At 69.8% G+C, this 23,491-nt stretch carries 27 protein-coding genes; 8 read left to right on the top strand and 19 right to left on the bottom strand.

The window, feature by feature from the left end; genetic code table 11:
- Positions 1–7 precede the first annotated feature (7 nt).
- Positions 8–640 (top strand): HD domain-containing protein, encoded by a 633-nt coding sequence (locus ACQHIV_RS33460; protein ID WP_427888043.1) that lies wholly within the window; start codon positions 8–10, stop codon positions 638–640.
- 49 nt (positions 641–689) lie between these two features.
- On the opposite strand, the gene ACQHIV_RS33455 is transcribed toward ACQHIV_RS33460, so the two are convergent.
- On the bottom strand, positions 690–887 hold the full coding sequence (locus ACQHIV_RS33455) for a hypothetical protein (protein WP_427888041.1): 198 nt from the start codon (positions 885–887) through the stop codon (positions 690–692).
- 364 nt (positions 888–1,251) lie between these two features.
- Between ACQHIV_RS33455 and ACQHIV_RS33450 the strand changes: the two genes are divergently transcribed.
- Positions 1,252–1,599, top strand: coding sequence for a UBP-type zinc finger domain-containing protein (locus ACQHIV_RS33450; protein ID WP_380194927.1), 348 nt, complete (start codon positions 1,252–1,254; stop codon positions 1,597–1,599).
- Between the two features lie 12 nt (positions 1,600–1,611).
- Here the strand turns inward: ACQHIV_RS33450 and ACQHIV_RS33445 are convergent, their stop codons facing one another.
- The 7 genes from ACQHIV_RS33445 to ACQHIV_RS33415 form a co-directional block, all read right to left on the bottom strand.
- Positions 1,612–2,208, bottom strand: coding sequence for a nitroreductase family protein (locus tag ACQHIV_RS33445; protein ID WP_427888039.1), 597 nt, complete (start codon positions 2,206–2,208; stop codon positions 1,612–1,614).
- Between the two features lie 31 nt (positions 2,209–2,239).
- Positions 2,240–3,241: a proline racemase family protein gene (locus ACQHIV_RS33440; protein WP_427888038.1), complete on the bottom strand. Its 1,002-nt coding sequence runs from the start codon at positions 3,239–3,241 to the stop codon at positions 2,240–2,242.
- A gap of 7 nt (positions 3,242–3,248) precedes the next feature.
- Entirely contained in the window at positions 3,249–4,151 is a 903-nt protein-coding gene (locus ACQHIV_RS33435) for a dihydrodipicolinate synthase family protein (RefSeq protein WP_427888036.1), read from the bottom strand.
- On the bottom strand, positions 4,148–6,613 hold the full coding sequence (locus ACQHIV_RS33430) for a 2Fe-2S iron-sulfur cluster-binding protein (RefSeq protein WP_427888034.1): 2,466 nt from the start codon (positions 6,611–6,613) through the stop codon (positions 4,148–4,150). The genes ACQHIV_RS33435 and ACQHIV_RS33430 overlap by 4 nt, the downstream gene beginning before the upstream one ends.
- Positions 6,610–7,770, bottom strand: coding sequence for an NAD(P)/FAD-dependent oxidoreductase (locus tag ACQHIV_RS33425; protein ID WP_427888032.1), 1,161 nt, complete (start codon positions 7,768–7,770; stop codon positions 6,610–6,612). The genes ACQHIV_RS33430 and ACQHIV_RS33425 overlap by 4 nt, the downstream gene beginning before the upstream one ends.
- Positions 7,771–7,880: 110 nt before the next feature.
- A complete protein-coding gene (locus ACQHIV_RS33420; protein WP_380195504.1) occupies positions 7,881–8,465 on the bottom strand; it encodes a helix-turn-helix domain-containing protein in 585 nt (194 codons plus the stop codon).
- Between the two features lie 27 nt (positions 8,466–8,492).
- Positions 8,493–9,545: an SDR family oxidoreductase gene (locus ACQHIV_RS33415; RefSeq protein ID WP_427888031.1), complete on the bottom strand. Its 1,053-nt coding sequence runs from the start codon at positions 9,543–9,545 to the stop codon at positions 8,493–8,495.
- Between the two features lie 71 nt (positions 9,546–9,616).
- Between ACQHIV_RS33415 and ACQHIV_RS33410 the strand changes: the two genes are divergently transcribed.
- Complete coding sequence (locus tag ACQHIV_RS33410; RefSeq protein ID WP_427888029.1) at positions 9,617–10,489, top strand: LysR family transcriptional regulator; 873 nt, start codon at positions 9,617–9,619, stop codon at positions 10,487–10,489.
- Here ACQHIV_RS33410 and ACQHIV_RS33405 read toward each other — a convergent pair.
- Together ACQHIV_RS33405 and ACQHIV_RS33400 are read right to left on the bottom strand one after the other, a co-directional pair.
- Positions 10,474–10,662 (bottom strand): DUF3099 domain-containing protein, encoded by a 189-nt coding sequence (locus ACQHIV_RS33405; RefSeq protein WP_427888027.1) that lies wholly within the window; start codon positions 10,660–10,662, stop codon positions 10,474–10,476. The genes ACQHIV_RS33410 and ACQHIV_RS33405 overlap by 16 nt on opposite strands.
- Position 10,663: 1 nt before the next feature.
- Entirely contained in the window at positions 10,664–11,113 is a 450-nt protein-coding gene (locus ACQHIV_RS33400; protein ID WP_427888025.1) for a MarR family winged helix-turn-helix transcriptional regulator, read from the bottom strand.
- A 124-nt stretch (positions 11,114–11,237) separates the two neighbouring features.
- Here ACQHIV_RS33400 and ACQHIV_RS33395 point away from each other — a divergent pair, with 124 nt between their 5' ends.
- On the top strand, positions 11,238–12,416 hold the full coding sequence (locus ACQHIV_RS33395) for an MFS transporter (RefSeq protein ID WP_427888023.1): 1,179 nt from the start codon (positions 11,238–11,240) through the stop codon (positions 12,414–12,416).
- Positions 12,413–13,234 carry an aldo/keto reductase gene (locus ACQHIV_RS33390; RefSeq protein WP_427896618.1) on the top strand — a complete coding sequence of 274 codons (822 nt, stop codon included), beginning with the start codon at positions 12,413–12,415 and terminating at the stop codon, positions 13,232–13,234. Before ACQHIV_RS33395 ends, ACQHIV_RS33390 begins: the two co-directional genes overlap by 4 nt.
- Here the strand turns inward: ACQHIV_RS33390 and ACQHIV_RS33385 are convergent.
- Positions 13,231–14,034, bottom strand: a complete 804-nt coding sequence (locus ACQHIV_RS33385) for a hypothetical protein (protein ID WP_427888021.1) — start codon at positions 14,032–14,034, stop codon at positions 13,231–13,233. The two genes, ACQHIV_RS33390 and ACQHIV_RS33385, sit on opposite strands and share 4 nt — an antisense overlap.
- A 72-nt stretch (positions 14,035–14,106) precedes the next feature.
- The gene (locus tag ACQHIV_RS33380) at positions 14,107–14,319 is read right to left on the bottom strand and encodes a hypothetical protein (protein ID WP_427888019.1); all 213 of its coding nucleotides are present in this window, start codon (positions 14,317–14,319) and stop codon (positions 14,107–14,109) included.
- A 105-nt stretch (positions 14,320–14,424) separates the two neighbouring features.
- Here ACQHIV_RS33380 and ACQHIV_RS33375 point away from each other — a divergent pair, with 105 nt between their 5' ends.
- Positions 14,425–15,126 carry a TetR/AcrR family transcriptional regulator gene (locus ACQHIV_RS33375; RefSeq protein WP_427888017.1) on the top strand — a complete coding sequence of 234 codons (702 nt, stop codon included), beginning with the start codon at positions 14,425–14,427 and terminating at the stop codon, positions 15,124–15,126.
- Here the strand turns inward: ACQHIV_RS33375 and ACQHIV_RS33370 are convergent.
- Genes ACQHIV_RS33370 through ACQHIV_RS33360 form a run of 3 tightly spaced genes read right to left on the bottom strand, consistent with a single transcriptional unit; the run spans position 15,123 to position 18,519 of the window.
- Positions 15,123–16,442 (bottom strand): dihydrolipoamide acetyltransferase family protein, encoded by a 1,320-nt coding sequence (locus ACQHIV_RS33370; RefSeq protein WP_427888015.1) that lies wholly within the window; start codon positions 16,440–16,442, stop codon positions 15,123–15,125. The two genes, ACQHIV_RS33375 and ACQHIV_RS33370, sit on opposite strands and share 4 nt — an antisense overlap.
- Positions 16,439–17,425, bottom strand: coding sequence for an alpha-ketoacid dehydrogenase subunit beta (locus ACQHIV_RS33365; RefSeq protein ID WP_427888013.1), 987 nt, complete (start codon positions 17,423–17,425; stop codon positions 16,439–16,441). Before ACQHIV_RS33365 ends, ACQHIV_RS33370 begins: the two co-directional genes overlap by 4 nt.
- A gap of 2 nt (positions 17,426–17,427) precedes the next feature.
- On the bottom strand, positions 17,428–18,519 hold the full coding sequence (locus tag ACQHIV_RS33360) for a thiamine pyrophosphate-dependent dehydrogenase E1 component subunit alpha (protein ID WP_427888011.1): 1,092 nt from the start codon (positions 18,517–18,519) through the stop codon (positions 17,428–17,430).
- A 118-nt stretch (positions 18,520–18,637) separates the two neighbouring features.
- Here ACQHIV_RS33360 and ACQHIV_RS33355 point away from each other — a divergent pair, with 118 nt between their 5' ends.
- Positions 18,638–19,126, top strand: coding sequence for an Lrp/AsnC family transcriptional regulator (locus tag ACQHIV_RS33355; RefSeq protein ID WP_380194899.1), 489 nt, complete (start codon positions 18,638–18,640; stop codon positions 19,124–19,126).
- Here ACQHIV_RS33355 and ACQHIV_RS33350 read toward each other — a convergent pair.
- A complete protein-coding gene (locus tag ACQHIV_RS33350) occupies positions 19,123–20,082 on the bottom strand; it encodes a LacI family DNA-binding transcriptional regulator (protein WP_427888008.1) in 960 nt (319 codons plus the stop codon). The two genes, ACQHIV_RS33355 and ACQHIV_RS33350, sit on opposite strands and share 4 nt — an antisense overlap.
- A 78-nt stretch (positions 20,083–20,160) precedes the next feature.
- Between ACQHIV_RS33350 and ACQHIV_RS33345 the strand changes: the two genes are divergently transcribed.
- Positions 20,161–21,477, top strand: a complete 1,317-nt coding sequence (locus ACQHIV_RS33345) for a Gfo/Idh/MocA family protein (RefSeq protein WP_427888006.1) — start codon at positions 20,161–20,163, stop codon at positions 21,475–21,477.
- On the opposite strand, the gene ACQHIV_RS33340 is transcribed toward ACQHIV_RS33345, so the two are convergent.
- From ACQHIV_RS33340 to ACQHIV_RS33330, 3 genes are read right to left on the bottom strand one after another with little or no spacing between them, the layout of a single operon-like run.
- Entirely contained in the window at positions 21,415–21,963 is a 549-nt protein-coding gene (locus ACQHIV_RS33340) for an AAA family ATPase (protein ID WP_427888004.1), read from the bottom strand. The two genes, ACQHIV_RS33345 and ACQHIV_RS33340, sit on opposite strands and share 63 nt — an antisense overlap.
- The gene (locus ACQHIV_RS33335; RefSeq protein ID WP_427888002.1) at positions 21,960–22,388 is read right to left on the bottom strand and encodes a nuclear transport factor 2 family protein; all 429 of its coding nucleotides are present in this window, start codon (positions 22,386–22,388) and stop codon (positions 21,960–21,962) included. Before ACQHIV_RS33335 ends, ACQHIV_RS33340 begins: the two co-directional genes overlap by 4 nt.
- A gap of 21 nt (positions 22,389–22,409) precedes the next feature.
- Positions 22,410–23,411 (bottom strand): magnesium and cobalt transport protein CorA, encoded by a 1,002-nt coding sequence (locus ACQHIV_RS33330; RefSeq protein WP_427888000.1) that lies wholly within the window; start codon positions 23,409–23,411, stop codon positions 22,410–22,412.
- Positions 23,412–23,491: the final 80 nt, after the last annotated feature.

Raw genomic sequence — 23,491 nt, 5'->3', positions numbered from 1 at the left:
CGCACCGATGACCGAGGAGATCGCCGGCATCCGGATCCCCGACAGCAAACTCGCCCGCGAAGCCACCGAACTCGTCCGCGCCGCCGCCACCCCGCTCCTGTTCGACCACTCCCGCCGCGTCTTCCTCTTCGGCGCCCTCCGCGGCCGCGACCTCACCTACGACCCGGAACTCCTGTACGTCGGCGCGATGTTCCACGACCTCGGCCTCACCGAGCGGTACCGCCGTACGGACCAGCGCTTCGAACTCGACGGCGCCGACGAGGCCCGCCGTTTCCTCAACACCCACGGCATCTCCGGCGACCCCGCGGACCGGGTGTGGACGGCGATCGCGTTGCACACCACGCCGGAGATCCCGCTCCACATGTCCGCCGAGGTCGCCCTCGTCACCCGCGGCGTCGAACTCGACGTCCTCGGCATCGGGTACGACGCGATCACCGACACCGAGCGCACCGCCGTCACCGCCGCGCATCCACGTCCGGACTTCAAACCGCGCATCCTTGCGGCGTTCACCACCGGCCTCCAGGACCGCCCCACAACCACCTTCGGCAACGTCAAAGCCGACGTACTCGAACACTCCGTCCCCGACTTCCACCGCACAAACTTCGTCAACCTCATCAAAACCTCCCCGTGGTCCGAGTAGCCGGCCCCACACCCGGCCCACACCCGACCACCAGCCACACACTCAGGGCCTACCCGAGCACCCACCCCACACCCAGCGCATACCCGAGCACCCACCCCACACCCAGCGCCCACCCGAGCACCCGCCCCACACCCAGCGCCCACCCGAGCACCCGCCCCACACCCAGCGCCCTCAGGACCCACCCCAGCACCCACCCCACACCCAGCGCCCAGCCCCAGCCCCACCACCCGCCCCACACCCAGCGCATACCCGAGCACCCACCCCACACACACGCGGCCCACCCCCACCACCCGCCCCACACAGCGCCCACATCACGCCCGACGTCTATCTGAGTAGCCGCCGCACATCTCAGAGCAGCTCGTGAGCAGCTGGGCGGACCGGCGTCGATCCGGCGGCAGTCCGGCGGCAGTCCGGCGGCAGTCCGGCGGCAGTCCGGCGGCAGTCCGGCGGCGACCCGGCGGCGGACCGGCCGCGGCTCGCGGCGGCTCGGCGGAAGTCCCGGCGGCGGTTCGGCGGCGGTTCGGCGGCGGTTCGGCGGCGGTCCGGCGGCGGTTCGGCGGGCTGGAGGGGGTTGCTTGTTCGGGAGGCGGGGACGGGACAGGATGTGCGGTATGACTTCTGGAACGCCGGGTATCGACAGCACCGTCCCGCCGAGCGGCACCGGCTGTGTCGAGTGCCTGGACGCCGGCGGCTGGTGGTTCCACCTGCGCCGCTGCGCCCAGTGCGGCCACATCGGCTGCTGCGACTCGTCCCCCGCCCAGCACGCCTCGGCCCACGCCGCCGAGTCCGGCCACCCGATCGTCCGCAGCTTCGAACCCGGCGAGGACTGGTTCTGGCACTACGGCGAGTCCCAGTACTACGACGGCCCCACCCTGGCCCCACCAGCCTCCCGCCCCGAAACCCAACCCGTCCCCGGCGGCAACGTCCCCACCGACTGGCAGTCCCACCTCCACCGCTGAGATCGGAGGGGTCTACCAACGGCCGCGGTGGATGAACGTCTCGTACTCCCGCCGCTCCGCCGCAATGCCCGCGCGCTGCGGCGGCAGGTCGTCAGCCCGATGCCCGACCGCAATCGCACCGATCGGATCGCACCCCTCCGGAACCCCGAACTCGTCCCGGAACCGCTGCACATGCGCAGGAATCTCGGAGTCCGGAAACTCCTCCTTCGCATCGGGCATCAACCAGAACAGGAAGCCGTCCAGCCCTTCGTCGACCGCGGCGAGCAGGATCAGCATCGCCGCCATCGCGGTGTCGATCTGCCAGTACGGCGCCGGCCATCTCGGCTCCGCGCGCCGCTCCAGGTAGCTCGCCCGATCCGCCAGCGGGACGATCACCAGCGGCGCGTTCATCACCCGCGGCTTGTACCGCGTCTGGTTCGGCGCGAACGGCCAGAACCGCCGCAGGTCCTCGGCCTCGGTCAGCACCAGGAACGCGAACCCCTGGATGTATCCCGCCGACGGCCCGCGCTGCCCGCTCGCCAGGATCCGCTCGACCGCCTCCGGCGCGATCGGCCGATCCTCGAACTCCCGGACCGTCCGGCGACGACGCAGTATCTCGGCGAACTCCATGCGCCGGACTATACGATCCGGCGCCTTCCGGCTAGAGGACGAATCCGGTCGGGAACGGATCGTCGGGGTCCAACAGGTAGTTGGCGGTCCCGGTGATCCAGGCTCGACCGGTGACGGTGGGGATAACGGCGGAGTGCGAACCGACCGTGGTCTCCTCGATCAGGCGGCCGGTGAAGCGGGTGCCGATGAACGACTCGTTGACGAAGTCGGTGCCGAGGGCGAGTTCGCCGCGAGCGTGCAGCTGCGCCATCCGGGCCGACGTACCCGTGCCGCACGGTGAGCGGTCGAACCAACCGGGGTGGATCGCCATCGCGTTCCGGGAGTCGGCGCCGTCCGCACCCGGTGCGGTGAACTGGACGTGTTTGCACCCGTTGATCCCCGGATCGAGCGGATGCACGGGCCGATCGCCGGCGTTGATCGCGTCCATGATGTCCAGGCCCGCCTTCAGGATGCGGTCCTTCTCGGCGCGGTCGAACGGGATCCCGAGCTGCTCCAGCGGCAGGATCGCGTAGTAGTTCCCGCCGTACGCCAGGTCGTACGTGACCTTGCCCAGCCCCGGTACGTCGACCGTGGCGTCCAGCGCGTGCGCGTACGACGCGACGTTCCGCAGCGTCACGTGCTCCGCCCGGCCGTTGCTCACGGCAACGTCAACGACGACGAGGCCGGCGGGCGTGTCCAGCCGGACCTGCGTGACCGGCTCGGTGACCGTGACCATGCCGGACTCGACCAGCACGGTCGCGACCCCGATCGTCCCGTGGCCGCACATCGGCAGGCAGCCGGAAACCTCGATGTACAGCACACCCCAGTCCGCGTCGGACCGGGTCGGCGGCTGCAGGATCGCGCCGCTCATCGCGGCATGACCGCGCGGCTCGTTCACCAGGAACAACCGCAGGTCGTCCAGGTGCTTCACGAAGTACTCGCGGCGCTCGGCCATCGTCGCGCCCGGGACCACGCCGACGCCGCCGGTGACGACGCGGGTCGGCATGCCCTCGGTGTGCGAGTCGATCGCGCTGATCGTCCGAACGGACCTCATGCCGACCTCATCTCAGCGACTCCACTGCCTTCTTCATGTCCTGCTCCAGCTGCGCGACGTGCTCGGGAACGAGCGGCCCGCGCGGCGGCCGGCACGGTCCGCCGAACCGTCCGACGTAGTCCATGCCGTACTTGATCGCCTGCACGAACTCGGTCCGCGAGTCCCACCGGAACGCCGCGACGAGCGGCTCGTACAGCGCCCGGGCCTCCTCCAGCTTGCCCTGCGTGGCAAGCTCGAACAACTGCGCCGATTCCTTCGGGAACACGTTCGGGAAGCCGGCGAACCAGCCGGTCGCGCCCATCAGCAGCGCCTCGAGCGTGAGGTCGTCGGCGCCTGCGATCACCGCCAGGTCGGGCGCCAGCTCACGGATCTCGAGAATCCGCCGGACGTCGCCGGAGAACTCCTTCACCGCGACGACGTTCTCGATCTGCGCGATCTCGGCGAGCAGGTCCGGCGTCAGGTCGACCTTGGTGTCCAGCGGGTTGTTGTAGACCATCACCGGCAGCCCGGCCTTCGCGACCTCGGTGAAGTGCGCGATCACCTCGCCGCGGTTCGCGCGGTACATCGTCGGCGGCAGGCACAGTACGCCGTGCGCACCGTCCTCGGCCGCCTTCTCCGCCCAGGACCGGGCCTGGTGCGAGCCGACACCGTGCACACCGACGACCACGATGCCGTCGTCGCCGACCGCCTCGATCGCGGTCTTCGCGACGGCGCGACGCTCGTCGTCGGTGAGCGACGAGTACTCGCCGAGGGACCCGTTCGGCCCGACACCACGGCAGCCGTTGTCCACCAGCCAGCGGCAGTGCTCGGCGTACTTGTCCAGATCCGGGCGCAGCCCGGCCGGCGCCGACGCGTCCTCGGCGTACGGGAGGGCGGTCGCGACGATCACGCCGTCCAGCTTCTCGGTCATTGTTCCTCCATCATTTCTGCTGATTCCGCGACCTCGGCGGCGGCCAGGTCCCGCAGCCGCACAGGTACGGCGATCGGTCGTTTCATGCTCGGATCCGGTACGTCGCCCGGGCCGGCCAGCAGTGCGGCGACGGTGCGCGAGCACACCCGTCCCTGGCACATGCCGAGCCCGGCACGACTACTCAGCTTCATCGCGCGGCCGTCCCGCAGACCGCGATCGTCCGCGGCGGCCTCGAGCTCGCCGCGGGTCACCTCCTCGCACCGGCAGACCAGCGTCTCCGCCGTACTCCAGTCCTTCCAGCCGTCGCGAACCGGATACGCCTTCGCCAGCGCCACCGCAAACCGACGCCCCTTCGCAACCGCCGGATCAACCGCCGCCCCCACCGACGGCCGAACGCCGGCGGAGTCGGCCGTGGCCGGCACCGCCCCCTCAGCAACTGCTGGATCGACCGTGGCGCCGACTGACGGCTGAGCAACTGCTGGGTCCGCCGCAGCACCCAGCGGCGGCTGGACTACGGCGGAGTCGGCCGTGGCGCCGACTGGCCGCTGAGCGACGGTTGGGTCCACCGTGGCCCGCGCCGGCGGCTGAACAACGGCCGGACCGACCGTCGCTCCCACCGGCCGACGAGCAACTGCTGGGTCCGTCGTGGGGCGGACCGGTGGCTGGGTGGTGGTTGGGTCGGGCGTGGTCCGTCGCGGGGGTTGGGTGGCGGACAGGGCTTGGCGGGCGGCGGCGGTGCCGGCGACGGCGCCTTCCGCGGTGGAGAGGGCGGCGCCACCGATGCCGGTGAGCTCGCCGGCGGCGAAGTACCCGGGGGTGGTTGTTTGCTGGTTGGCGTCGACGGTCACGGCCGGTCCGCCGTCAGGGCCGGTGCCGAGGGCGCAGCGGGCGGAGACGGCCAGCTCCAGATTGGCGGTGAAGCCGAAACCGAGGCAGATCGCATCGACGGCGACCCGTCGTTCGGTCCCCCGCACCGGGTGCCAGTTCTCGTCGAGGCGGGCGATCGTGGCGGCCTCGACATGATCGGAGCCGTGGGCAGCGAGGACAGTCCAGCCGTGCCTGAGCGGGACCCGATGCCGGGCGAGGAGAGCGCCGTACCCGGCGGCCTCCCTCAACTTGCTCGGGGCAACCAGTACGTCGGTGGACCAACCGGCGCGGACGGTCTTCAACGTGTTGGCTTCGAGGAGGGCGACGACGTGCGCGCCGACACCGATCAGCGACTCGGCCACCGGCAGCAGGAACGGGCCGGTGCCCGCGACGAGCACTCGATGGCCGACCGCGATGCGCTGGCCTTTGGCGAGAGCTTGTGCGGCTCCGGCGGTGTAGACGCCGGGGAGATCCCAACCAGGGAAGGGAAGTACGCGGTCGTACGCGCCGGTCGCGAGCACGACGGCCTTGGCGTCGATGGCGAACGGTTGCCGGCCGGGGGCGTCCGCGGGGCCGGTCTGCGCCCAGAGCCGGAGTCCTTCGAGGGCCCAGACCGAGGTCTCCGGCAGGTACGCGATCCGTGGGTGCTCAAGCAGGCGATCCCGCTGCACCTCGAACGCCTTCCACTCGTGCTGCAGCCGATCCGGCCGCCGTGCGGCGAACTCCTCCGGTAGCTGCCGGTTGTACTGCCCGCCGACAGCCCGCCCGCTGTCAACCACCAGCACCTCCGCCCCACCATCAGCAGCCGCCAACGCAGCAGCAACCCCCGCAGGCCCAGCCCCCACCACAACAACATCCGCTGCCCGCGCCCCAACCCCCACCGAACCAAGCGAACCGGACGCCCCGCCCACCTGGTCGGAGTCCCGACCCACCTGCCCGGACGCCCCGCCCACCTGAGCGGTGGTTCCACCCGCCTGTCCACCCGCCTGAGCGGAGGCGCCGCCGGTCTCGTTCGATGATGCGCCAGTCTGGTCGGATGGTGATGCGGAGGTGGATGCGGCTCCGGGTGCGGTGGTGCCGTTCGGTGTGGGGAGGAGCGAGACCGGTCGCGTGCCGATGGTGTCTCCGGGGGTGGGGGTTCCGCTCGCCTGAGCGGGGGTTCCGCCCGCCTGTCCACCCGTATGGGCGGAGGCGCCGGTGGTCTCGTCGGATGGCGTGACGGTCTGGTCGGGTGGTGATGCGGGGGTGGATGCGGCGTCGGGTGCGGTGGTGCCGGTCGGTGTGGGGAGGAGGGGGAGCGGTTGTGTGCTGATGGTGTCGCCTGGGGTGATGGTGCGTTGGCAGGCTCGGGTGTTGGGGGTGTTGTTGAGGGTGACGAGGCAGTCCTGGCAGGCGCCGATTCCGCAGAAGACGCCGCGTGGACGGTTGTGGATTCGGGTGGTCCGCCAGGTGTCGTGGCCGTTCGCGAGGAGTACGGCGGCGACGGTCTGACCCGCCTGCGCCGTGACCGGCCGGCCGTCGACCTTCACCTCGAACGTTGGCGGCGTACCGACCTCGGCCGGGTCACCCGCACGGGGACGCTGATAGGCGGTCATGCCGCGATCACCGCCGGACGATCCACCCGGAACGGCGCCGGGTCGAGATGTGGGGCGAGCCCGAGGAACTGCTCCGTGATCAGCCGCCCGGTCGCCGGTGCCAGCCCGATGCCCGCTCCTTCGTGACCGGTCGCATGCCACAGCCCCTGCACCCGCGGGTCCGGCCCGATCACCGGCAGATGATCCGGCGCGTACGGACGGAACCCGCCGTACGCGCGCATCACCGGAACGTCGCCCAGGAACGGGAACAGCCCGACGGCCTTCCGCGCCAGCTCCCGCAGCACTCGCACCCGGATCGTGTCGTCGAACCCGATCCGCTCCCGGCTGGACCCGATCAGCACCGTCCCGGCCCGCGTCGACTCGACCACCGTCGACGTCTGCAGGTCCGCGTCCCCGCTGCCCACCGCGCCGACATAGTCCGCGTCGTACACCTTGTGCCGCACGCACTCCGGCAGTGGCGCGGTCACGAGGATCATCCCGCGCCGCGGCAGCACCTCGATCCGCGCGCCGGCCGCTTCGCTGAACGCGCCCGCCCACGGACCGCAGGCGTTCAGCACCGCGCCGCAGGCGATGTCGCCGTCCGACGTGTCGACGCCGACGACCCGGCCGCGGGACTGCCGGATCCCGAGCGCGGTGACCCCCGATCGCACCTCGCCGCCGCGCTCGCGGACCGCCGCCAGCAACGCGGTCGCCGCCAGCACCGGCTGCACCTGCGCGTCGTCCGGATAGTGCACCCCGATGGTCACCCGCGGGGTGAGCAGCGGCTCGAGCTCGAAGACCTCCGCGGGCGTGACCACCCGCGCGTCGACCCCGGCCTCACGCTGCTTCGCGGCGAACGCGGTCAGCGGCTCGGGGTCGCCCGTCGCCACCACGACGCCGCCCTTCGCCTCCCACTCCACGTCCGCCACCGGCGCGGGCAATCGGCCGCGCACGACGTCCCACTCCGCGCGCGACGCGACCGCCAGCTCCAGCTCCGGGCCCGGCTCCTTGTCGGAGACCAGCACGTTGCCCTCGCCGGCCGCCGTCGTCCCCGCGGCCGGCCCGTCGCGGTCGATCACCAGCACCCGGACGCCGGCCGCCGACAACGCCTCCGCACATGCGGCCCCGACCATGCCCGCACCGACCACCACCACGTCGGGTGTCGCGGACCGGTGCATGACGGCCTCCTCGGCTGGACGTTCGCTAAAATGAACGATACCGAGATTACGCGCGGTTCCGACGACCGGTCAATGCACCCAACCGGACCTCTCCCGGACCTTTTCCGGAACTATCCCGGCAGATGCGGCCCGCCGGCCGCCGTCGGGTACACGTCCGGCGGGTACTCGAGCAGCAGGACCGATCGGACCGGACCGTCCACGGCCTCGTACGAATGCTCCCCGGCCGCCCGGAACGCGAGGTAGTCCCCCGGGCCGAGTTCCGCGTTCTGCCCATGGGTATTGATGCGCAGGCACCCCGACAGTACGACGTGGTGCTCGGTCCCCGGGTGCCCGTCCGAGTGCTGAACGGCGTCCGGCCGGACCTCCTGGTGATAGATCTCGAACAGCCCGCCCGGGTGCTCGAGCCGCCGCAGCATCCGCAGGTCGATGGCGTCACCGGACAGTACGTCGACGTCCGCGGACCGCACCAGGACCACGCCGGAGGCGGGTGACTCGGCCAGCAGCGCCGACACCGGGATCCCGAGAGCGTTCGACAAACTGAACACTGTTTCGATCGTGGGGTTGCCCGCGCCGGACTCGAGCTGGGACAGCGTGCCCTTCGCGATCCCGGACCGCCGGGCCAGCTCGGACAGCGAGATGCCCTGCTCGTCCCGCCGCGCCCGAAGGTTCGTCCCGAGCAGCTTCCCCGCACCCATCGCAGTCACAGCCCGAACCATGCCACATCACGGAATGACGCGCCGCCGACGGAGGTCGGCGAAGATGCGGTAGAACATCTGCTCGGTGTCGACGTACTCGTGGAAGCCGGCGCGGCGCGACTTCGACGCGTCGGCGAAGAAGTCGTAGTCCCAGCCGAAGACGAAGTCCGCGAACGGCCACGAGGACACCTCGGCGAACGACGTGGCGGCCAGGTCGTGCGTAGCCTGCAGCTGTTTCCAGGCCGGCTCCTTGTCGGCCATCACGTCCTGCAACGACATCCGCAGCGGCGGCGCGACCTCCAGCCCGAACCACGCGCCGAGCTTCGGCCACAGCTCGCTCCACCGGAACAGGTCGCCGTTCGTGATGTTGAACGCCTGGTTCGCCGCAGCCGGCGCGGTCGCCGCCCATACCGTTGCCTTGGCCAACAATCCGGCGTCGGTCAGCTCCAGCAGCGAGTGGTACGCCCCCGGCTTGCCCGGGAACCGCAGCGGTACGCCCAGTTCTTTCGAGAGCGAGGCGTAGACGGCAATCGCGACCGCGAGGTTCATCGGGTTCCCGAGGGCCGAACCGCCAACCACAGAAGGCCGCAGCGCCGACCACGTCCACGCCTTCCCTTCCGCGCGTGCCGTCAGGAACTGCTGCTGGTCGACGTTGAACTCCGGCGGCAGATGCGGCGGATCGTCCTCCCTGGCCGGCGTCTTGAACGGCCCGAGATGCGCGCCGTACACCTTGTATCCCTGCATCAGGCTGACGTGCCGCAACCCGCGCGCGACCGGCTCGATCGCGTCCACGACGTTGACCAGCATCGCCAGGTTCGGCGGGACCAGCTCGGCCCACGTCGGCCGGTCCTGGTAGGCGACGTAGAACACGTGCGTCACGTCGGACAACCCCGACAGCTTCTCCCGGGTGTCGTCCGGATCGAGCAGATCCACCGCGACGTGCCGCACCCGGCCGGGTACGTCAGTACCGCCGCGGCGCGACAGTCCGATCACCCGCCAGTCCGGCAGCGACGCCAGATGCTCGACCAGATTCGTCCCGATCACACCTCGGGCTCCCACCACCAACGCAACGTTCTCCATACCAAACAGCCTCGCTGACCTGCAGAGATAAAGCCAAGGCATAGTTTTCACCGAAGCCATAAACTCAGCTCATGACAACGCTACGGCAGCTCGAGTACTTCGTCACCGTGATCGCCGAAGGCTCGTTCACGAAGGCCGCCGAGCTCCTCCACGTGACGCAGCCCGCCCTCTCCCACCAGATCCGCGCGCTCGAACGCTCCGCGGGCGGCCCGCTCCTCGAACGACTACCTCGCACCGTCCGCCTCACCCCGACCGGCCGAGCGATGCTCCCGCACGCCCGCGCCGCGCTCGCCGACGCGGAGCGCGCCCGGTGCGCCGCCCGGCAGGCCGCGGGCCTCGAAGTCGGCGAGCTGCAGATCGCGACGCTCTACTCGATCACGCTCGGCGTGCTCCCGGCAGCGCTCCGCCGCTGGCGCCAGACCCGTCCGAACGTCGGCATCCGCCTCTTCGAACATCGCCATACCGACGAACTCGTCGACGCGATGCACGCCGGCCAGGCCGACCTCGCCGTCGGCCCCGAGCCCGCGAATTGGCCAGGTATGACGCACATACTTGGCAGCGAGGAGCTCGTCGTCGTGGTCGCCGCCGACGACCCGGCAGCAACCGGGACCACGGTCAAGCTGCAGGACCTAGCGGACCGCTCCTGGGTGCACTACGCGCCTGGCCATGGACTCGCGGACGTCCTGGACAACGCCTGTGCACAAGCCGGTTTCGAACCACGCATCGCCGTACGCACGGAGCAGACAGCGGCGGCGCCCGCACTGGCAGCGGCCGGGCTAGGCCCAGCCCTGGTCCCGGACAACATCCTCCCGAAGGACTTCGACGGCCACGTCCTCCACACGGACCCACCCGTCCACCGCACGCTCACGGCGTACACCCGAAGCACCCCCGACCCTCTGGCCGCCGCGTTCATCGACGTGCTGGCAGGTCAGCGCTTGTCCTGACCCCAGTTGGCGACGATTGCGGCAGCTGGGGGCAGTACGGCGGCGACCGCACTCATCGCGACCGCGGCCGGGATCGAGAACAGCCGCACTACGAACCAGGCCAGAATGATCAGCGTGGCGCAGGTGCCCATCAGCAGGATGTACAGCTTGCGGTTGTCGTACTTGCGGGCCATGTCACACCGTCAGCGGAAGCTTCCCCAGCGCACGCACCAGTGGGGACAGCTCAGGTAGCTCGGCGGCGTTCGACAAAGCAGACGTCAGCACGGCGTCATGTGTCGGCTGGGCCTGGTCCAACAGGTCGCGGCCGGCCTCGGTGACCTCTGTGTAGATCCCGCGCCGGTCAGTCGGGCACAGGTACCGCTGCAGGAGCTTGCGGTCCTCCAGGCGGTTCACCAGGCGAGTAGTAGCGGACTGGCTGAGCACTACCGCGTTCGAGAGCTGGTTCATCCGCAGGTGGTAGTCGTCCTGCCGCGCCAGCACGTCCAGCACGCTGTACTCACTCACGGACAGCCCGTGCTCCTTCTGCAGCGCACGCTCCAGCTCGTCCTCGATCCGGGCATGCAGCGCCGCCAGGGTGCGCCACCCCTGCGCCCGCGCCTCCGCGGCGTCATCCGGTAGTCCCACGACACCTCCACTTGAACATCACGCTTGCATGCGCAATCATAGCGCTTATGCAATAGTCCGCGTGTGCAACTATCGCGCACGCCGGTAACAGTTGTAAGACTACATTCGGAAGAGAGAAGAACCCATGCCCGCGGCCCTCCTCGCGCTCGCTATCGGCGCTTTCGGGATCGGCACCACCGAGTTCGTCATCATGGGACTGCTCCCCGAGGTCGCCACCGACTTCGGCGTCAGCATCCCGTCCGCCGGACTGCTCATCTCCGGCTACGCACTGGGCGTCGTGGTCGGCGCCCCGCTGCTGACCGCGATCGGCTCCAAGATCTCCCGCAAGACCGTGCTGATCGCGCTGATGGGCGTCTTCATCGCGGGCAACCTGCTCTCCGCGGTCGCCCCGTCGTACGGCGTGCTGATGACCGGGCGGATCGTGGCAGCGCTGTCCCACGGAGCGTTCTTCGGTGTCGGATCGGTCGTGGCCGCGTCGCTGGTACCGAAGGCGAAGCAGGCAAGTGCGATCGCGCTGATGTTCACCGGGCTGACGATCGCCAACGTGCTCGGCGTACCGGGTGGGACTGCGCTCGGGCAGCACTTCGGGTGGCGGTCGACGTTCTGGGCCGTCACTGCGCTCGGGGTGGTCGGGCTGCTGGGCATTGTGTTCCTGGTACCGCGGCAGGGTTCTGCGGAAGGTCCTGGTCTGCGTAGCGAGCTGGCGGTGTTCAAGAGCCTGCAGGTGTGGCTGGCGCTCGCCATGACTGCACTGGGCTTCGCGGGTGTGTTCGCGTCGTTCACCTACATCGCACCGATGATGACTGAGGTCGCGGGCTTCTCAACCGGAGCGGTGACCTGGCTGCTGGTGCTGTTCGGCGGGGGGCTCGTGGTGGGCAACCTGCTGGGCGGCAAGGCAGCGGACCGATCGCTGATGCCGAGCCTGTACCTGATCCTTACTCTGCTGGCCGCAGTACTGGTCGTGTTTGTCTTCACGGCGCACGCCAAGATCCCCTCCGCCGTCACGATCGCGCTCTTCGGTGCAGCCGGCTTCGCGACGGTCGCTCCGCTGCAGAAGCGCGTCATGGACAAGGCGCAGGGCGCTCCCGCGCTGGCGTCTGCCGCCAACATCGCCGCATTCAACCTGGGCAACGCTGTAGGCGCGTACCTCGGTGGGCTGACCATCGAGCGCGGCCTCGGCTACACCGCCCCGAACTGGGTCGGCGCTGCGCTCGCTGTCGCCGGCCTGGTTGTCGCACTCATCTCGGGCCTGCTGGACCGCACCAGCCACACGCCCGCGCTCGTTCTTGAAGGAAGCCACTGATGATCCCCACCGTGAAGCTCAACAACGGCGTCGAGATGCCCCAGCTCGGGTACGGCGTCTTCCAGGTCCCGAACGACGAGACCGCAACAGCCGTGACGCACGCGCTCGAGGCCGGGTACCGGAGCATCGACACGGCTGCGGCGTACCAGAACGAGGCAGGTGTCGGGCAGGCGCTTGCCGCCTCCGGGATCGACCGGGGCGAGCTGTTCATCACCACCAAGCTGTGGAACGCGGACCAGGGCTACGACTCGACGCTCAAGGCGTTCGACCAGAGCCTGTCGTTGCTGGGCCTCGACTACCTCGACCTGTACCTCATCCACTGGCCAACGCCTGCCCGTGACCTCTACGCCGACAGCTGGCGCGCGCTGGAGAAGCTGTACGCCGACGGTCGGGTCCGTGCGATCGGGGTGTCGAACTTCCAGCCGGACCACCTCGACCGCCTCACCGGCATTACCCCCGCGGTGAACCAGGTAGAACTGCACCCGTACCTGCAGCAGACCGACGTACGCGCGTACAACGCCGACTTCGGCATCCGTACGGAAGCGTGGAGCCCGCTGGCCAAGGGCGGCGCGCTGCTCGCCGAACCGGGCGTAGAGCTGCTGGCCAAGCAGTACGACCGCACACCGGCCCAGGTAGTACTCCGCTGGCACCTGCAGCTCGGCAACATCGTCATCCCGAAGTCGGTCACCCCCTCCCGCATCCGCGAGAACCTCAACGTCTTCGACTTCACCCTCACCCCCGACGACGTGACCACCCTCAGCTCCCTGGACCGCAACGAACGCACCGGCCCAGACCCCGACACCTTCAACGTGGCCTAGCGGTAGGTCCTGGCGACCGCGTGGAAGGACTTCTTCGGTAGCCAGTGGTATCGGGAGGCCGGGTTTTGGTCTTCGTAGCGGAGGACCTTGCAGAGGCTGAAGGCGGCTATGTCCTCGTCGTGGGGGCGGTCGTGGGGGCGATGTGGGGCGTCGGGTGAGATGAAGGTGTACGGCGACGCCCCTAGGAAGCCCTGCTCGGTGAAGACCTGCAGCATGTCGGTCAGGTGGTCCGCCTGCTCCTGCTCGTTGCGCACGTACTGCGGTGGGATGACCGGGACGTCGCCGCTGTAGTCGACGATGTCCCACCCCATCCCACCGAGCTTCGCCGCGCCGGTGAACGTGCAGCAGCCGAACTCCAGGACCAGGATCGGCTTGTTCCACCGCCTGAACGGGCCCAGCTCCTTCGCGTGCCCGGCGTGGTCCGCGTGGTACGAGTAGTAGTCCAGCCCGACGATGTCGAAGATCGACCAGTCCACCTGCTCGAGGTCCGACGCCGCGCCGTACGTGACCCGGCCGTGGAAGTTGCTGCGGGCAACCTTCACCATGCGGGCGGTGAACGCGCGGAACTTCCGTTGTAGCGCGGCCATGTCGAAGCCACCCTTGGTCAGGTACTCGACCCGCTCGTAGAAGCTCGCGCCCGGCACGATCCCCGGCGTGAACAGCATGAACTCGCAGCCGACGACCAGGATCACCTCCTGGTCGTACCGGCGGCGCAACCGCTCCGCCTCGACCGCGACCTGCCGCAGCTTCTCCAGTTCCGCCGCCTGCGGTTCGTCGAACGACCGCGGCTGGATCGACACCGTCAGCCCTTCCTCGAGCGCGACCGTCGCGGTGTCGATCAGCCGGCGTACGTCGCTGCCGTAGAAGCTGACCTAGTTCGCGTGCAGCCGGTGCCGGACGGCGTGGATCTCGCCGCGCATCAGGCTGTGCCGCCACCGTGCGCGGCTGTCGTCGGGACCACCACCGGTGTCGTACGCGACGCCCCTGAGCGTGAGCCGGTTCGGTGTCGCGGCGGCAGGTGTCACCACTCCTGCTGTCGCTGCGGCTGCTCCGAGAGCGAGGAACTGGGCGCGGTTGATCGTCATGCCTTCGAGTCTTCGCCGGTACGGCCGACAGGTCGTCGTACCGAGGTCGCGGGCTGCCCGACTTTGGTCGTGAAACGATGTTCTCGACTGTGACACACTGTTTCAGTGCGTGAGGCAGATCGACGGACAGCGCTCGGATCGGTGTGGTTGCGGGACGAGCCGGAGCCGACGCGGAACCGGCTGAGCCGCGACGACATCGTCGCGGCCGCGATCCGGGTGCTGGACCGGGACGGGCTGGACGCGTTCTCGATGCGGGCGATGGCAGCCGAGCTGGGTACGGCGGCAACGTCCGCGCTGTACTGGCGGATCGCGACCAAGGACGATCTACTCGAATTGATCGTCGACACCGTGTTCGCCGAGGCATTCGTCGAGACCGAGGGCGACTGGCGCGAGCAGGTGACCGATGTCGTGACGGCCGCGTACCAGGCGCTGTGGGAACACCCGTGGGCCGCGCGGCTCCTCCCGACGCACGCCGGACTCGGTCCGAATTACCAGGCCCTCACAGACCGCGTGCAGCACATCCTGGTCACGGCCGGCTTCAAAGGCACGCACCTGGACTCGGCGGTGTCCGCCGTCATCCACTATCTGATCGGCTCGGCCGTCGCCGACTCGGCCTGGCTCTCGGTCGTACGCCGCAGCGGCCTGAGCGAGCCGCGCTGGGCGTCGAGGTCGGCCGACCGGATGGGTGTCGACGCCGGGCATCTGACGGCGTACCTGAGCCGGGAGAGCACCGCCGGCCCGGAGGCTCGTTTCGCCTCCGGGCTGCGGGTGATCCTCGTCGGCCTCAGGCCGCGACAGATCTTCTAGAGATCCGCGAACACGGACGCCGGGTTCTCGAACGCGTCGGCGACGAAGCGTAGGAAGGCCGCCGCGGTGCCGCCGTCGCAGACCCGGTGGTCGAAGACGAGGGACAGCTGGGTCAGCTTGCGGACGGCGATCTCGCCGTCGACCACCCACGGCCGGTCGATGATCCGGCCGACGCCGAGGATCGCGACCTGCGGGTGGTTGATGATCGCGGCACTGCCGTCGACGCCGAAGCTGCCGTAGTTGTTCAGCGTGAACGTCCCGGACGTCAGCTCCTGCTGGGTCAGCCGCCCGTCCCGTGCGGACGTGGTCAGCCGGCGGATCTCCGCGTCCAGCCCGCGCGTCGTCAGCGTGTGCGCGTTGCCGACCGCCGGTACGACGAGACCGCGGTCCGTCTGCGCCGCCAGCCCGAGGTTCACCCCGTCGTACTGGACGAGTTCCTCGCGCGCGGTGTCGACGTACCCGTTGAGCTCCGGGTACTTGAGCAGCCCGGCGACCACGAAGCGGGCCATCAACGCGAGTAGACCCGGTCCCGGGTCCGTTGCCGTCCGCAACGATGCACGGAGCTCCACGAGCGCGGTCGCGTCGACGTCGACCCAGGTGGTCGCCTCGGGGATCTCCGCCCGGCTCCGGGTCAGCGTCGCGACGACCGCCTTCCGGAAGCCGCTCATCGGGGTACGGCGCAACTCGTGTAGACCGGTCCGATCCTCAAGCGCCGGCTGGGGCACAGGTGCGGTACGGAAGGAGATCGCGTGTTCCACGTCCCGGCGCACGATCAGCCCGTCCGGCCCGGACCCGGTCAACTCGTGTAGATCGATCCCCGCGTCCCGCGCCATCCGCCGCACCAGCGGCGAGATCACCAGCGGCACCCGAGCCGGCGATTCCGAACCCCCGGAAGCACCGGAACCACCGGAGACGCCGGAAACCCGTGGTTTCCGACGGCGACCGGCCCCGGTCGACTCCACCGTCCCGTAGCCGACCAGCACGTTCCCTGACCCGGCCAGCTCCTCCTCACGGTAGGCCGACCCCGCCAGATCCCCACGGGACGCCGACCCCGCCGGATCCTCGCGCCCCGCCGCCCCCGCCGAGTCCCCGACGGTGATCAGCGGTTTCCCGACCGGGACCGTCGTACCGGGCTCACCGTGTAGCTCCTCGATCACCCCGGCGTACGGCGAGGGCAGCTCGACGATCGACTTGGCCGTCTCGACCTCGGCGATCGGGGTGTCGACGGCGACCACGTCGCCCACCTTCACCAGCCAGCGCACGAGCTCCGCCTCGGTCAGCCCTTCACCGAGGTCCGGGAGCAGGAAGGTGTTCACGAGTCCTCCCACTGCAGGTCGTCGACCGCGTCGAGGATGCGGTCCACGCTGGGCAGCTGGTACTTCTCCAGCTTCGGCGGCGGGAACGGGATGTCGAACGCGGTCACCCGCCGTACCGGCGCGGCCAGCGAGTGGAAGCACTTCTCGGTGACCCGGGCAACGATCTCCGACGACACGCTCGCGAACCCGCTCGCCTCCGCGACCACCACGGCCCGCCCGGTACGCCGGACCGCCGCGCACACCGTCTCGTCGTCGAACGGCACCACCGACCGCAGGTCCACCACGGTCAGCTGCCGCCCTTCGGCCGCCGCGACCTCGGCCGCCTCCAGCGCGACCGGCACCGCGGGCCCGTACGCGATCAGCGTCGCGTCCGCGCCCTCCCGCCGTACGACGGCCTTACCGATCGGCGGCTGCGACTCGGTGAGGTCGACCTCTTCCTTCGCCCAGTAGAGCTTCTTCGGCTCCATGAACACGACCGGATCCGGGAACTCGATTGCCTTACGCAACAACCCGTAGGCGTCCGCGACCGTCGCCGGCGTCACCACGGTGAGGCCCGGCGTGTGCGCGAAGTAGCTCTCCGACGAGTCGCTGTGGTGCTCGACGCCGCCGATGCCGCCGCCGTACGGGATCCGGATCACCATCGGCAGCGTGACCTTCCCGCGGGTCCGGTTGCGCATCTTCGCGACGTGCGAGACGACCTGCTCGAACGCCGGGTACCCGAACGCGTCGAACTGCATCTCGACCACCGGGCGCAGCCCGTTCATCGCCATCCCGACCGCCATCCCGACGATGCCGGCCTCGGCCAGCGGCGTGTCGAAGCAGCGGTTCTCGCCGAACTCCGCGGTCAGCCCGTCGGTGATCCGGAACACGCCGCCGAGCGCGCCGACGTCCTCGCCGAACATCACCACGGTCTCGTCGGCGGCCATCGCGTCGCGGAGCGCCTGGTTGAGCGCCTGCGCCATCGAGATCTTCGTGTGCGTCATCGTCAGGCCTCCTCTCGGGCCAGCTCGTCGCGCAGGAACGCGGCCTGCTCGCGCAGTTGCTGCGTCTGCTCGGCGTACAGGTAGGCGAACATCTCGGCCGGCTCCACCTCGGGCTCCGGCATCAGCCCGTCCCGTAGCTGCGCGGCTACTCGTGTAGATCCTTCCTCCGCGCGCTGCTTCACCTCGTCCGTCAACCCGCCGTTCGCCGAGAGATAGCTGACCAGCCGGTCGATCGGGTCGCGGTCGAGCCACGGCGCGACCTCGGCGTCCTCGCGGTACCGGGTCGCGTCGTCGGCGTTCGTGTGCGCCTGGACCCGGTACGTGTGCGCCTCGATCAGCTGCGGTCCTTCGCCGGACCGCGCTTTCTCAACGGCTTTCCCGAGCACCGCGAGCAATCCGGCCAGATCGTTGCCGTCGGCCCGTTCACCGGGAACGCCGTACCCGATGCCCTTGTGCGCAAGGGACGGCGCGGCGCTCTGCCTCGACAGCGGGACGGAGATCGCGTACTCGTTGTTCTGGACGAAGAACACCACCGGCGCCCGGAACACCGCCGCGAAGTTGAGCGCCTCGTGGAAGTCGCCCTCGCTGGTGCCGCCGTCGCCGACCAGCGCCATCACGACCGTGTCCTCGCCCTTCAGCCGGGCCGCGTGCGCGACCCCGACCGCGTGCGGGAGCTGGGTCGCGAGCGGGGTCGACTGCGGCGCGACCTTGTGCTCGTACGGGTCGTAGCCCGAGTGCCAGTCGCCGCGGAGCAGCGTCAGCGTCTCGATCGGGTCGACGCCCCGGCTCATGATCGCGGCCGAGTCGCGGTACGTCGGGAACAGCCAGTCGTCCTCGCGGAGCACCATCGTGGCCGCGATCTGGCAGGCCTCCTGCCCGTACGACGACGGGTAGACCGCCAGCCGTCCCTGGCGGACCAGCGCGCTCGCCTGGTCGTTGAACCGCCGGGCCTTGATCAACTGTGTGTAGCCGTCAACGAGCCGCTCCCTCGCGGGCAGCTCGTACGACGGGTTCTCGTGCGGTACGCCGTTCTGGTCGATCAGACAGACGGGTTCCGCGGAGGGGAGCAGCTGCTGCTCCGAGACGGTGGTCATGGACCCTCCAGCGCAGGAGACGGACGGTAGCCATATCGTCGTACCTCCTGGTCAAGTGGATCCATAGCTGGGAGAATCGCGAGACGTTTGGTTTCCGACGACAGATTGGGCGCTCGAAATGTCTGACGAGGTGATGGTCCACCGGGCCGGTCCTGGACAGATTGTCGTCGCCCCGGCGCTCGACGAGGTCGACCGGCTGATCATCGAGGCGCTCGGCCGGGACGGACGGCTGTCGATCCGGGCGCTCGCCGACGAGGTGCACATCTCCCGGGCGAACGCGTACGCGCGGGTCGAGCGGCTCACGAACACCGGCGTGATCACCGGTTTCACGGTCACCGTCGACCCGCTCCGGCTCGGCCTCGGCACGTCGGCGTACGTCACGCTGAGTCTCCGGCAGAGCTCGTGGCGGACGCTCCGCAAGCAGCTCCAGGCGATCCCGGAGATCAAGCACATGGCGCTGGTCGGCGGCGACTTCGACGCGATCCTGCTGGTCCGCGCGGCCGACAACGAGGGCCTGCGCCGTCTGGTGCTGGAGAAGCTCCAGGCGATCCCCGAGGTCCTCGCGACCCGCACCGCCCTCATCTTCGAGGACGTCGGCACCCTCTAACAGCCGCACGACCTCCGGCGGATCAGCTCCGTCGGGACGGCCACGGCCTCGACCGACTCCTCACCTTCGATCAGCCGTCGGACCGCCTCCCGCGCAAGGCCCTCGACCGGCTGGCGTACGACGGTGAGCGGCGGCCAGGTGTACTCCGTTTCCGGCGTACCGTCGAACGCCACCACCGCCACGTCCCCGGGCACGTCGACGCCCGACTCGTGCAGGGCCCGCAGTACGCCGATCGCCTGCAGGTCGGAGCTGGCGAAGATCGCGGTCGGCTCGTGCCGGAGCATGACCTGCCCGGCCCGGTACCCGCCCTCGCGGGAGAACGGGGCCCGGATGACCGGCCCTTCCGGCAACCCCGCGGTCGCCAGCGCCATACGCCAGCCGAGCTCGCGTTCGGGATGGCCGGCGCCGCCGATCACCAGCCCGATCCGCCGGTGGCCGTGCGAGATCAGGTGCTCGACGCCGAGCCGGGCCCCTTCGAGGTACGCCGGGCGCACCGAGCTGACCATCGGCAGCCGCCGGTTGACCGCGATCACCGGGACCTCGACGTCCCGCAGGTTCGGGTCCTCGGTCGGCGCCACCAGGATCAGGCCGCTGACCTGGCGGGCGAGCAGCTCGGCGATCTTCGCGTTCTCGGTCTCCGGGTCGCCGTCGGCGCTGGTCTGCAGTACGACGTACCCGCGCGCCGCCGCCTCCCGGTCGATCGCCTTCGCGAGTTCCGCGAACAGCGGGTTCCCGCCGTCCGGGGTGATCAGCCCGAACGTCCGCGTGGTGCCCATCCGGAGCGCCCGCGCGGTCGCGTTCGGCCGGTAGCCGAGCGCGCGGATCGCCGCCAGCACCCGGTCCCGGGTCTCCGGCGCGACCTTCCGCGGGCCCTCGTTCACGACGTAGCTGACCACGGCGGTGCTCACGCCGGCGTACTCCGCGACGTCGTTCCGGGTGACCGGTTCCTTCGGCATGCAGAGATGGTACGACGGTTGACCGGGTCGGAAAGCGGTTGCTAGCGTTGTCGATCTACACGAGTAGAAGGAGCCGCCGTGCCCAGACGCTACGCAGTCGCCGGAACCGGATCGCGAGCGCAGTCGTACATCCGCGCCATCCTCCAGGAGCACCCCGAGGAGGCCGAGCTCGTCGCCCTGCTCGACCCGAACCCGGGCCGGCTCGCGTTCCACCAGACCAAGCTGACCGAGCTCGGCGGTCCCGAGCTTCCGCAGTACGGCGCCGACGACCTCGAGCGGATGGTCAAGGAGCAGTCCGTCGACCGCGTCGTGGTGACCAGCCCCGACTACACCCACGCCGCGGTGGTGTCGCGACTGCTGCGCGCCGGCGCCGACGTGATCGTCGAGAAGCCGCTGACCATCGACGCCGACGGCACCCGGCAGATCGTCGACGCGATGAACGAGTCCGGCAAGTCCGTGGTCGTCACGTTCAACTACCGGTACTCACCGCGGAACAGCGCACTCCGCCAGGTCATCCAGGACGGCGAGATCGGCCAGGTCACCAGCGTCGAGTTCCAGTGGGTGCTGGACACCCGGCACGGCGCGGACTACTTCCGCCGCTGGCACCGCGAGAAGAAGAACTCCGGCGGTCTGCTGATCCACAAGGCGTCCCACCACTTCGACCTGGTGAACTGGTGGATCGCCTCCCAGCCGACCCGCGTGTTCGCGTCCGGCGGGCTGTCGTTCTACGGCTCCGAGAACGCCACCGCCCGCGGTCTGGGCGAGCGGCCGGCGCGCGGCACGATCGATGGGTCCGCCAACGACCCGTGGCTGCTCGACCTGCGCACCGACGACACCAACCGGCAGCTGTACTACGAGGCTGAGAAGTACGACGGGTACCTGCGCGACCAGGACGTGTTCGCGCCGGGGATCACGATCGAGGACAACATGTCGGTGATCGCGGAGTACGCGAACGGCGCCCGGCTGAGCTACTCACTGAACGCGCACTCGCCGTGGGAGGGCTACCGGGTCTCGGTCAACGGCACGCTCGGTCGCGCCGAGCTCGAAGTGGTCGAGCGGGCCGCGGTCGTCGACGACCAGATCGACCCGAGCTACCCGTCGGACCGGGTGATCGCGGGCGACGTCCGTACCAACGGCGAGCGGCTCGTCCTCCAGAAGCACTGGGCGACCGCCGTCGAGGTCGAGATCCCACGCGGCGAGGGCGGCCACGGCGGCGGCGACAAGCTGCTGTACGACGACCTGTTCGTTGGCGCGGGCAACGATCCGCTCGGGCGGGCCGCGGACGTGCACGACGGCGTTCGGGCGGTCGCGGTCGGGATCGCCGCAAACCAGTCACTCGCTACCGGTCAGCCTGTCGTCGTCGCCGACCTGCGGCTGGGTGGCTGGTCGGAGTAGTCCGGTCTCGTTGAGGATCTGCCGGACGGTCGCGTCGAGCGAGCTGGTCTCGTCGATGACCGTCTCGCGCGGCTCGTCCAGCAGATCCTTCGAGCGGTACCAGGCAGCCATGTCGTCGGCCGTGAACGCAGTCGCCTTGTCACGGGTCGCATGCCGCCGCACGGTCTCCTCGAACGGGATGTCCAGGTAGTAGAAGTGGCCGCCGTGGTCACGGTGCAGTTGCTGCAGCATCCGTGCGTACCTCACGGTCGGCAGGATGCCCTCCACGACCGCATGGAAGCCACGGGCGAGTGCATAGCCCGCCATCTGGCCGATCAACGCGATGTTCGCCCCGTCCGGCTCGGCCAGCTCCTGGAAGACGGTACGCCGTACGTAGTCCTGCTCGATGTAGGCAATCCCGTGGCCGTAGCGCTCCCGCAACGCCTCCACCACAGAGCTCTTGCCGGAGCCGGAGTTGCCCCGTAGAACGATCAGCTTCGGCTTCACGACCGCAGGTGCTTGCTGACGTCGCCGACCAGGCGGATCTTGACCGTACGTTCCGTCCAGCGCCAGCTGCCGTCACGGCGTTCGAACCGGTCGCGGTAGCGCCCGGCCGCGATGATCTGCGGCCCTTCGCCGGGCAATGCCTGCAGAACGGTCACGTACGAGCGAGCCTGCGCCGCGTCGTTGCCGTCGGCCTCGATCGCGATGTTGGTCGTGACGTGCTGCGTCCGCGGCGTACCGTCCGGATAGACGATCACCGTGTCGTGGAACCACCGCTCGATCTCGGCCCGTCCTTGCAACGGGGCGCCGCTCCCCTGGTACGTCGTGTCCGCCAGGAGCTCCGCCACTGCGGCGAAGTCCCCGTCGTCCACCAGCTCGGCGTACCGCAGGATCAAGTTCTCCAGCTCACGGCTGTCGGTCGGTGTCACGTGTTCGGACTGTACTACTGCTCAGCCGGCGTCCCTGGCGGCGCGTTGGCGGCGGAACCAGATCAGGAGGGCGATGCACGGTAAGACGAGACCCCCTATGCCCAGTACGAAGAAGTCCCACTCCTGGCCGATCCGTTCGGTCAGCCAGGCGAAGTTCTGACCGAAGAACCCCGTCACGAACGTCAGCGGCAGGAACACCGTTGCCAGGATCGTCAGCTGCTCGATGGTCGCGTTCTGCCGGACGCTGACCTTGGTCTGCTCGACGCCGATCACCGCCATGTTCGCCTCCAGCACCGTGGCGAGCAGGTCGCGTTGCGCGGCGACCTCCTCGTTCACCAGTACGAGGTGATCGTGGACGTCGCGGAAGTACGGCAGCAGCGCGGTGTCGCGGGCGTCGCGTTCGAGGGTCGCGAGTACGGCGAGGAGCGGGTGGACGGCGCGGTAGAAGTCGGTGACCTCGCGGCGCAGGAAGTAGATCCGCTCGGTCGGCGCGACCGAGCCCGCGAACACCGTCCGCTCGACCTCCTCGATGTCGCGCTCCAGCTCGGCGACCACCGGGCCGTACCCGTCGACGACCTGGTCGAGGATCGCCCACAGGACCGAACTGGTGCCGCACTCCAGCAGTTCGGGGCGCTGCTCGAGGCGGATCCGGGCGCCGTGCAGGTCGCTCGCGACGCCCTGCCGGACGGTGATCACGAACGACGGGCCGACGAACACGCTGACCTCGCCGAAGTCGACCTCCTCGCGGGTGTCGTCGTACCGGGCGGTGCGCAGGATGACCAGCCGGATGTCGCCCTCGTACGGTTCGACCTTGGGCCGCAGGTGGAACGTCTGCGCGTCCTCGACGGCCAGCTCGTGCAGACCGAAGTTCTCTCGGACCTCGGCGAGTTCGTCCGCGGTGGGTTCGAACATGCCCAGCCAGACGAATCCGCCGGCCCGGCAGCTCGCGGCGGCGTCGGCGACCGACATCGCCTCGACGTGCTGGCGGCGTCCGTCCCGGTAGTAAGCGCAGTCGATGATCATGATGGCCTCCTGTCCTGATCGTCGTCGTTCGATCGGCCGGCGCAACAGGTCCGGGCGGGAAAGCGGGGGTGAACTTCGGT

It is taken from the genome of Kribbella polygonati, from assembly GCF_050320105.1.
Taxonomy (GTDB): domain Bacteria; phylum Actinomycetota; class Actinomycetes; order Propionibacteriales; family Kribbellaceae; genus Kribbella.
Note: the sequence above shows the minus strand (reverse complement) of the source record. Positions and strands in the feature narration are given on the sequence as shown.

What these genes read in the sequence shown, in the direction of transcription:
- ACQHIV_RS33460 (WP_427888043.1), top strand. Translation starts at nt 8, where the DNA reads ATGACCGAGGAGATCGCCGGCATCCGGATCCCCGACAGCAAACTCGCC.
- ACQHIV_RS33455 (WP_427888041.1), bottom strand. Translation starts at nt 887, where the DNA reads ATGCGCTGGGTGTGGGGCGGGTGGTGGGGCTGGGGCTGGGCGCTGGGT.
- ACQHIV_RS33450 (WP_380194927.1), top strand. Translation starts at nt 1,252, where the DNA reads ATGACTTCTGGAACGCCGGGTATCGACAGCACCGTCCCGCCGAGCGGC.
- ACQHIV_RS33445 (WP_427888039.1), bottom strand. Translation starts at nt 2,208, where the DNA reads ATGGAGTTCGCCGAGATACTGCGTCGTCGCCGGACGGTCCGGGAGTTC.
- ACQHIV_RS33440 (WP_427888038.1), bottom strand. Translation starts at nt 3,241, where the DNA reads ATGAGGTCCGTTCGGACGATCAGCGCGATCGACTCGCACACCGAGGGC.
- ACQHIV_RS33435 (WP_427888036.1), bottom strand. Translation starts at nt 4,151, where the DNA reads ATGACCGAGAAGCTGGACGGCGTGATCGTCGCGACCGCCCTCCCGTAC.
- ACQHIV_RS33430 (WP_427888034.1), bottom strand. Translation starts at nt 6,613, where the DNA reads ATGACCGCCTATCAGCGTCCCCGTGCGGGTGACCCGGCCGAGGTCGGT.
- ACQHIV_RS33425 (WP_427888032.1), bottom strand. Translation starts at nt 7,770, where the DNA reads ATGCACCGGTCCGCGACACCCGACGTGGTGGTGGTCGGTGCGGGCATG.
- ACQHIV_RS33420 (WP_380195504.1), bottom strand. Translation starts at nt 8,465, where the DNA reads ATGGGTGCGGGGAAGCTGCTCGGGACGAACCTTCGGGCGCGGCGGGAC.
- ACQHIV_RS33415 (WP_427888031.1), bottom strand. Translation starts at nt 9,545, where the DNA reads ATGGAGAACGTTGCGTTGGTGGTGGGAGCCCGAGGTGTGATCGGGACG.
- ACQHIV_RS33410 (WP_427888029.1), top strand. Translation starts at nt 9,617, where the DNA reads ATGACAACGCTACGGCAGCTCGAGTACTTCGTCACCGTGATCGCCGAA.
- ACQHIV_RS33405 (WP_427888027.1), bottom strand. Translation starts at nt 10,662, where the DNA reads ATGGCCCGCAAGTACGACAACCGCAAGCTGTACATCCTGCTGATGGGC.
- ACQHIV_RS33395 (WP_427888023.1), top strand. Translation starts at nt 11,238, where the DNA reads ATGCCCGCGGCCCTCCTCGCGCTCGCTATCGGCGCTTTCGGGATCGGC.
- ACQHIV_RS33380 (WP_427888019.1), bottom strand. Translation starts at nt 14,319, where the DNA reads ATGACGATCAACCGCGCCCAGTTCCTCGCTCTCGGAGCAGCCGCAGCG.
- ACQHIV_RS33365 (WP_427888013.1), bottom strand. Translation starts at nt 17,425, where the DNA reads ATGACGCACACGAAGATCTCGATGGCGCAGGCGCTCAACCAGGCGCTC.
- ACQHIV_RS33360 (WP_427888011.1), bottom strand. Translation starts at nt 18,519, where the DNA reads ATGACCACCGTCTCGGAGCAGCAGCTGCTCCCCTCCGCGGAACCCGTC.
- ACQHIV_RS33355 (WP_380194899.1), top strand. Translation starts at nt 18,638, where the DNA reads ATGTCTGACGAGGTGATGGTCCACCGGGCCGGTCCTGGACAGATTGTC.
- ACQHIV_RS33350 (WP_427888008.1), bottom strand. Translation starts at nt 20,082, where the DNA reads ATGCCGAAGGAACCGGTCACCCGGAACGACGTCGCGGAGTACGCCGGC.
- ACQHIV_RS33330 (WP_427888000.1), bottom strand. Translation starts at nt 23,411, where the DNA reads ATGATCATCGACTGCGCTTACTACCGGGACGGACGCCGCCAGCACGTC.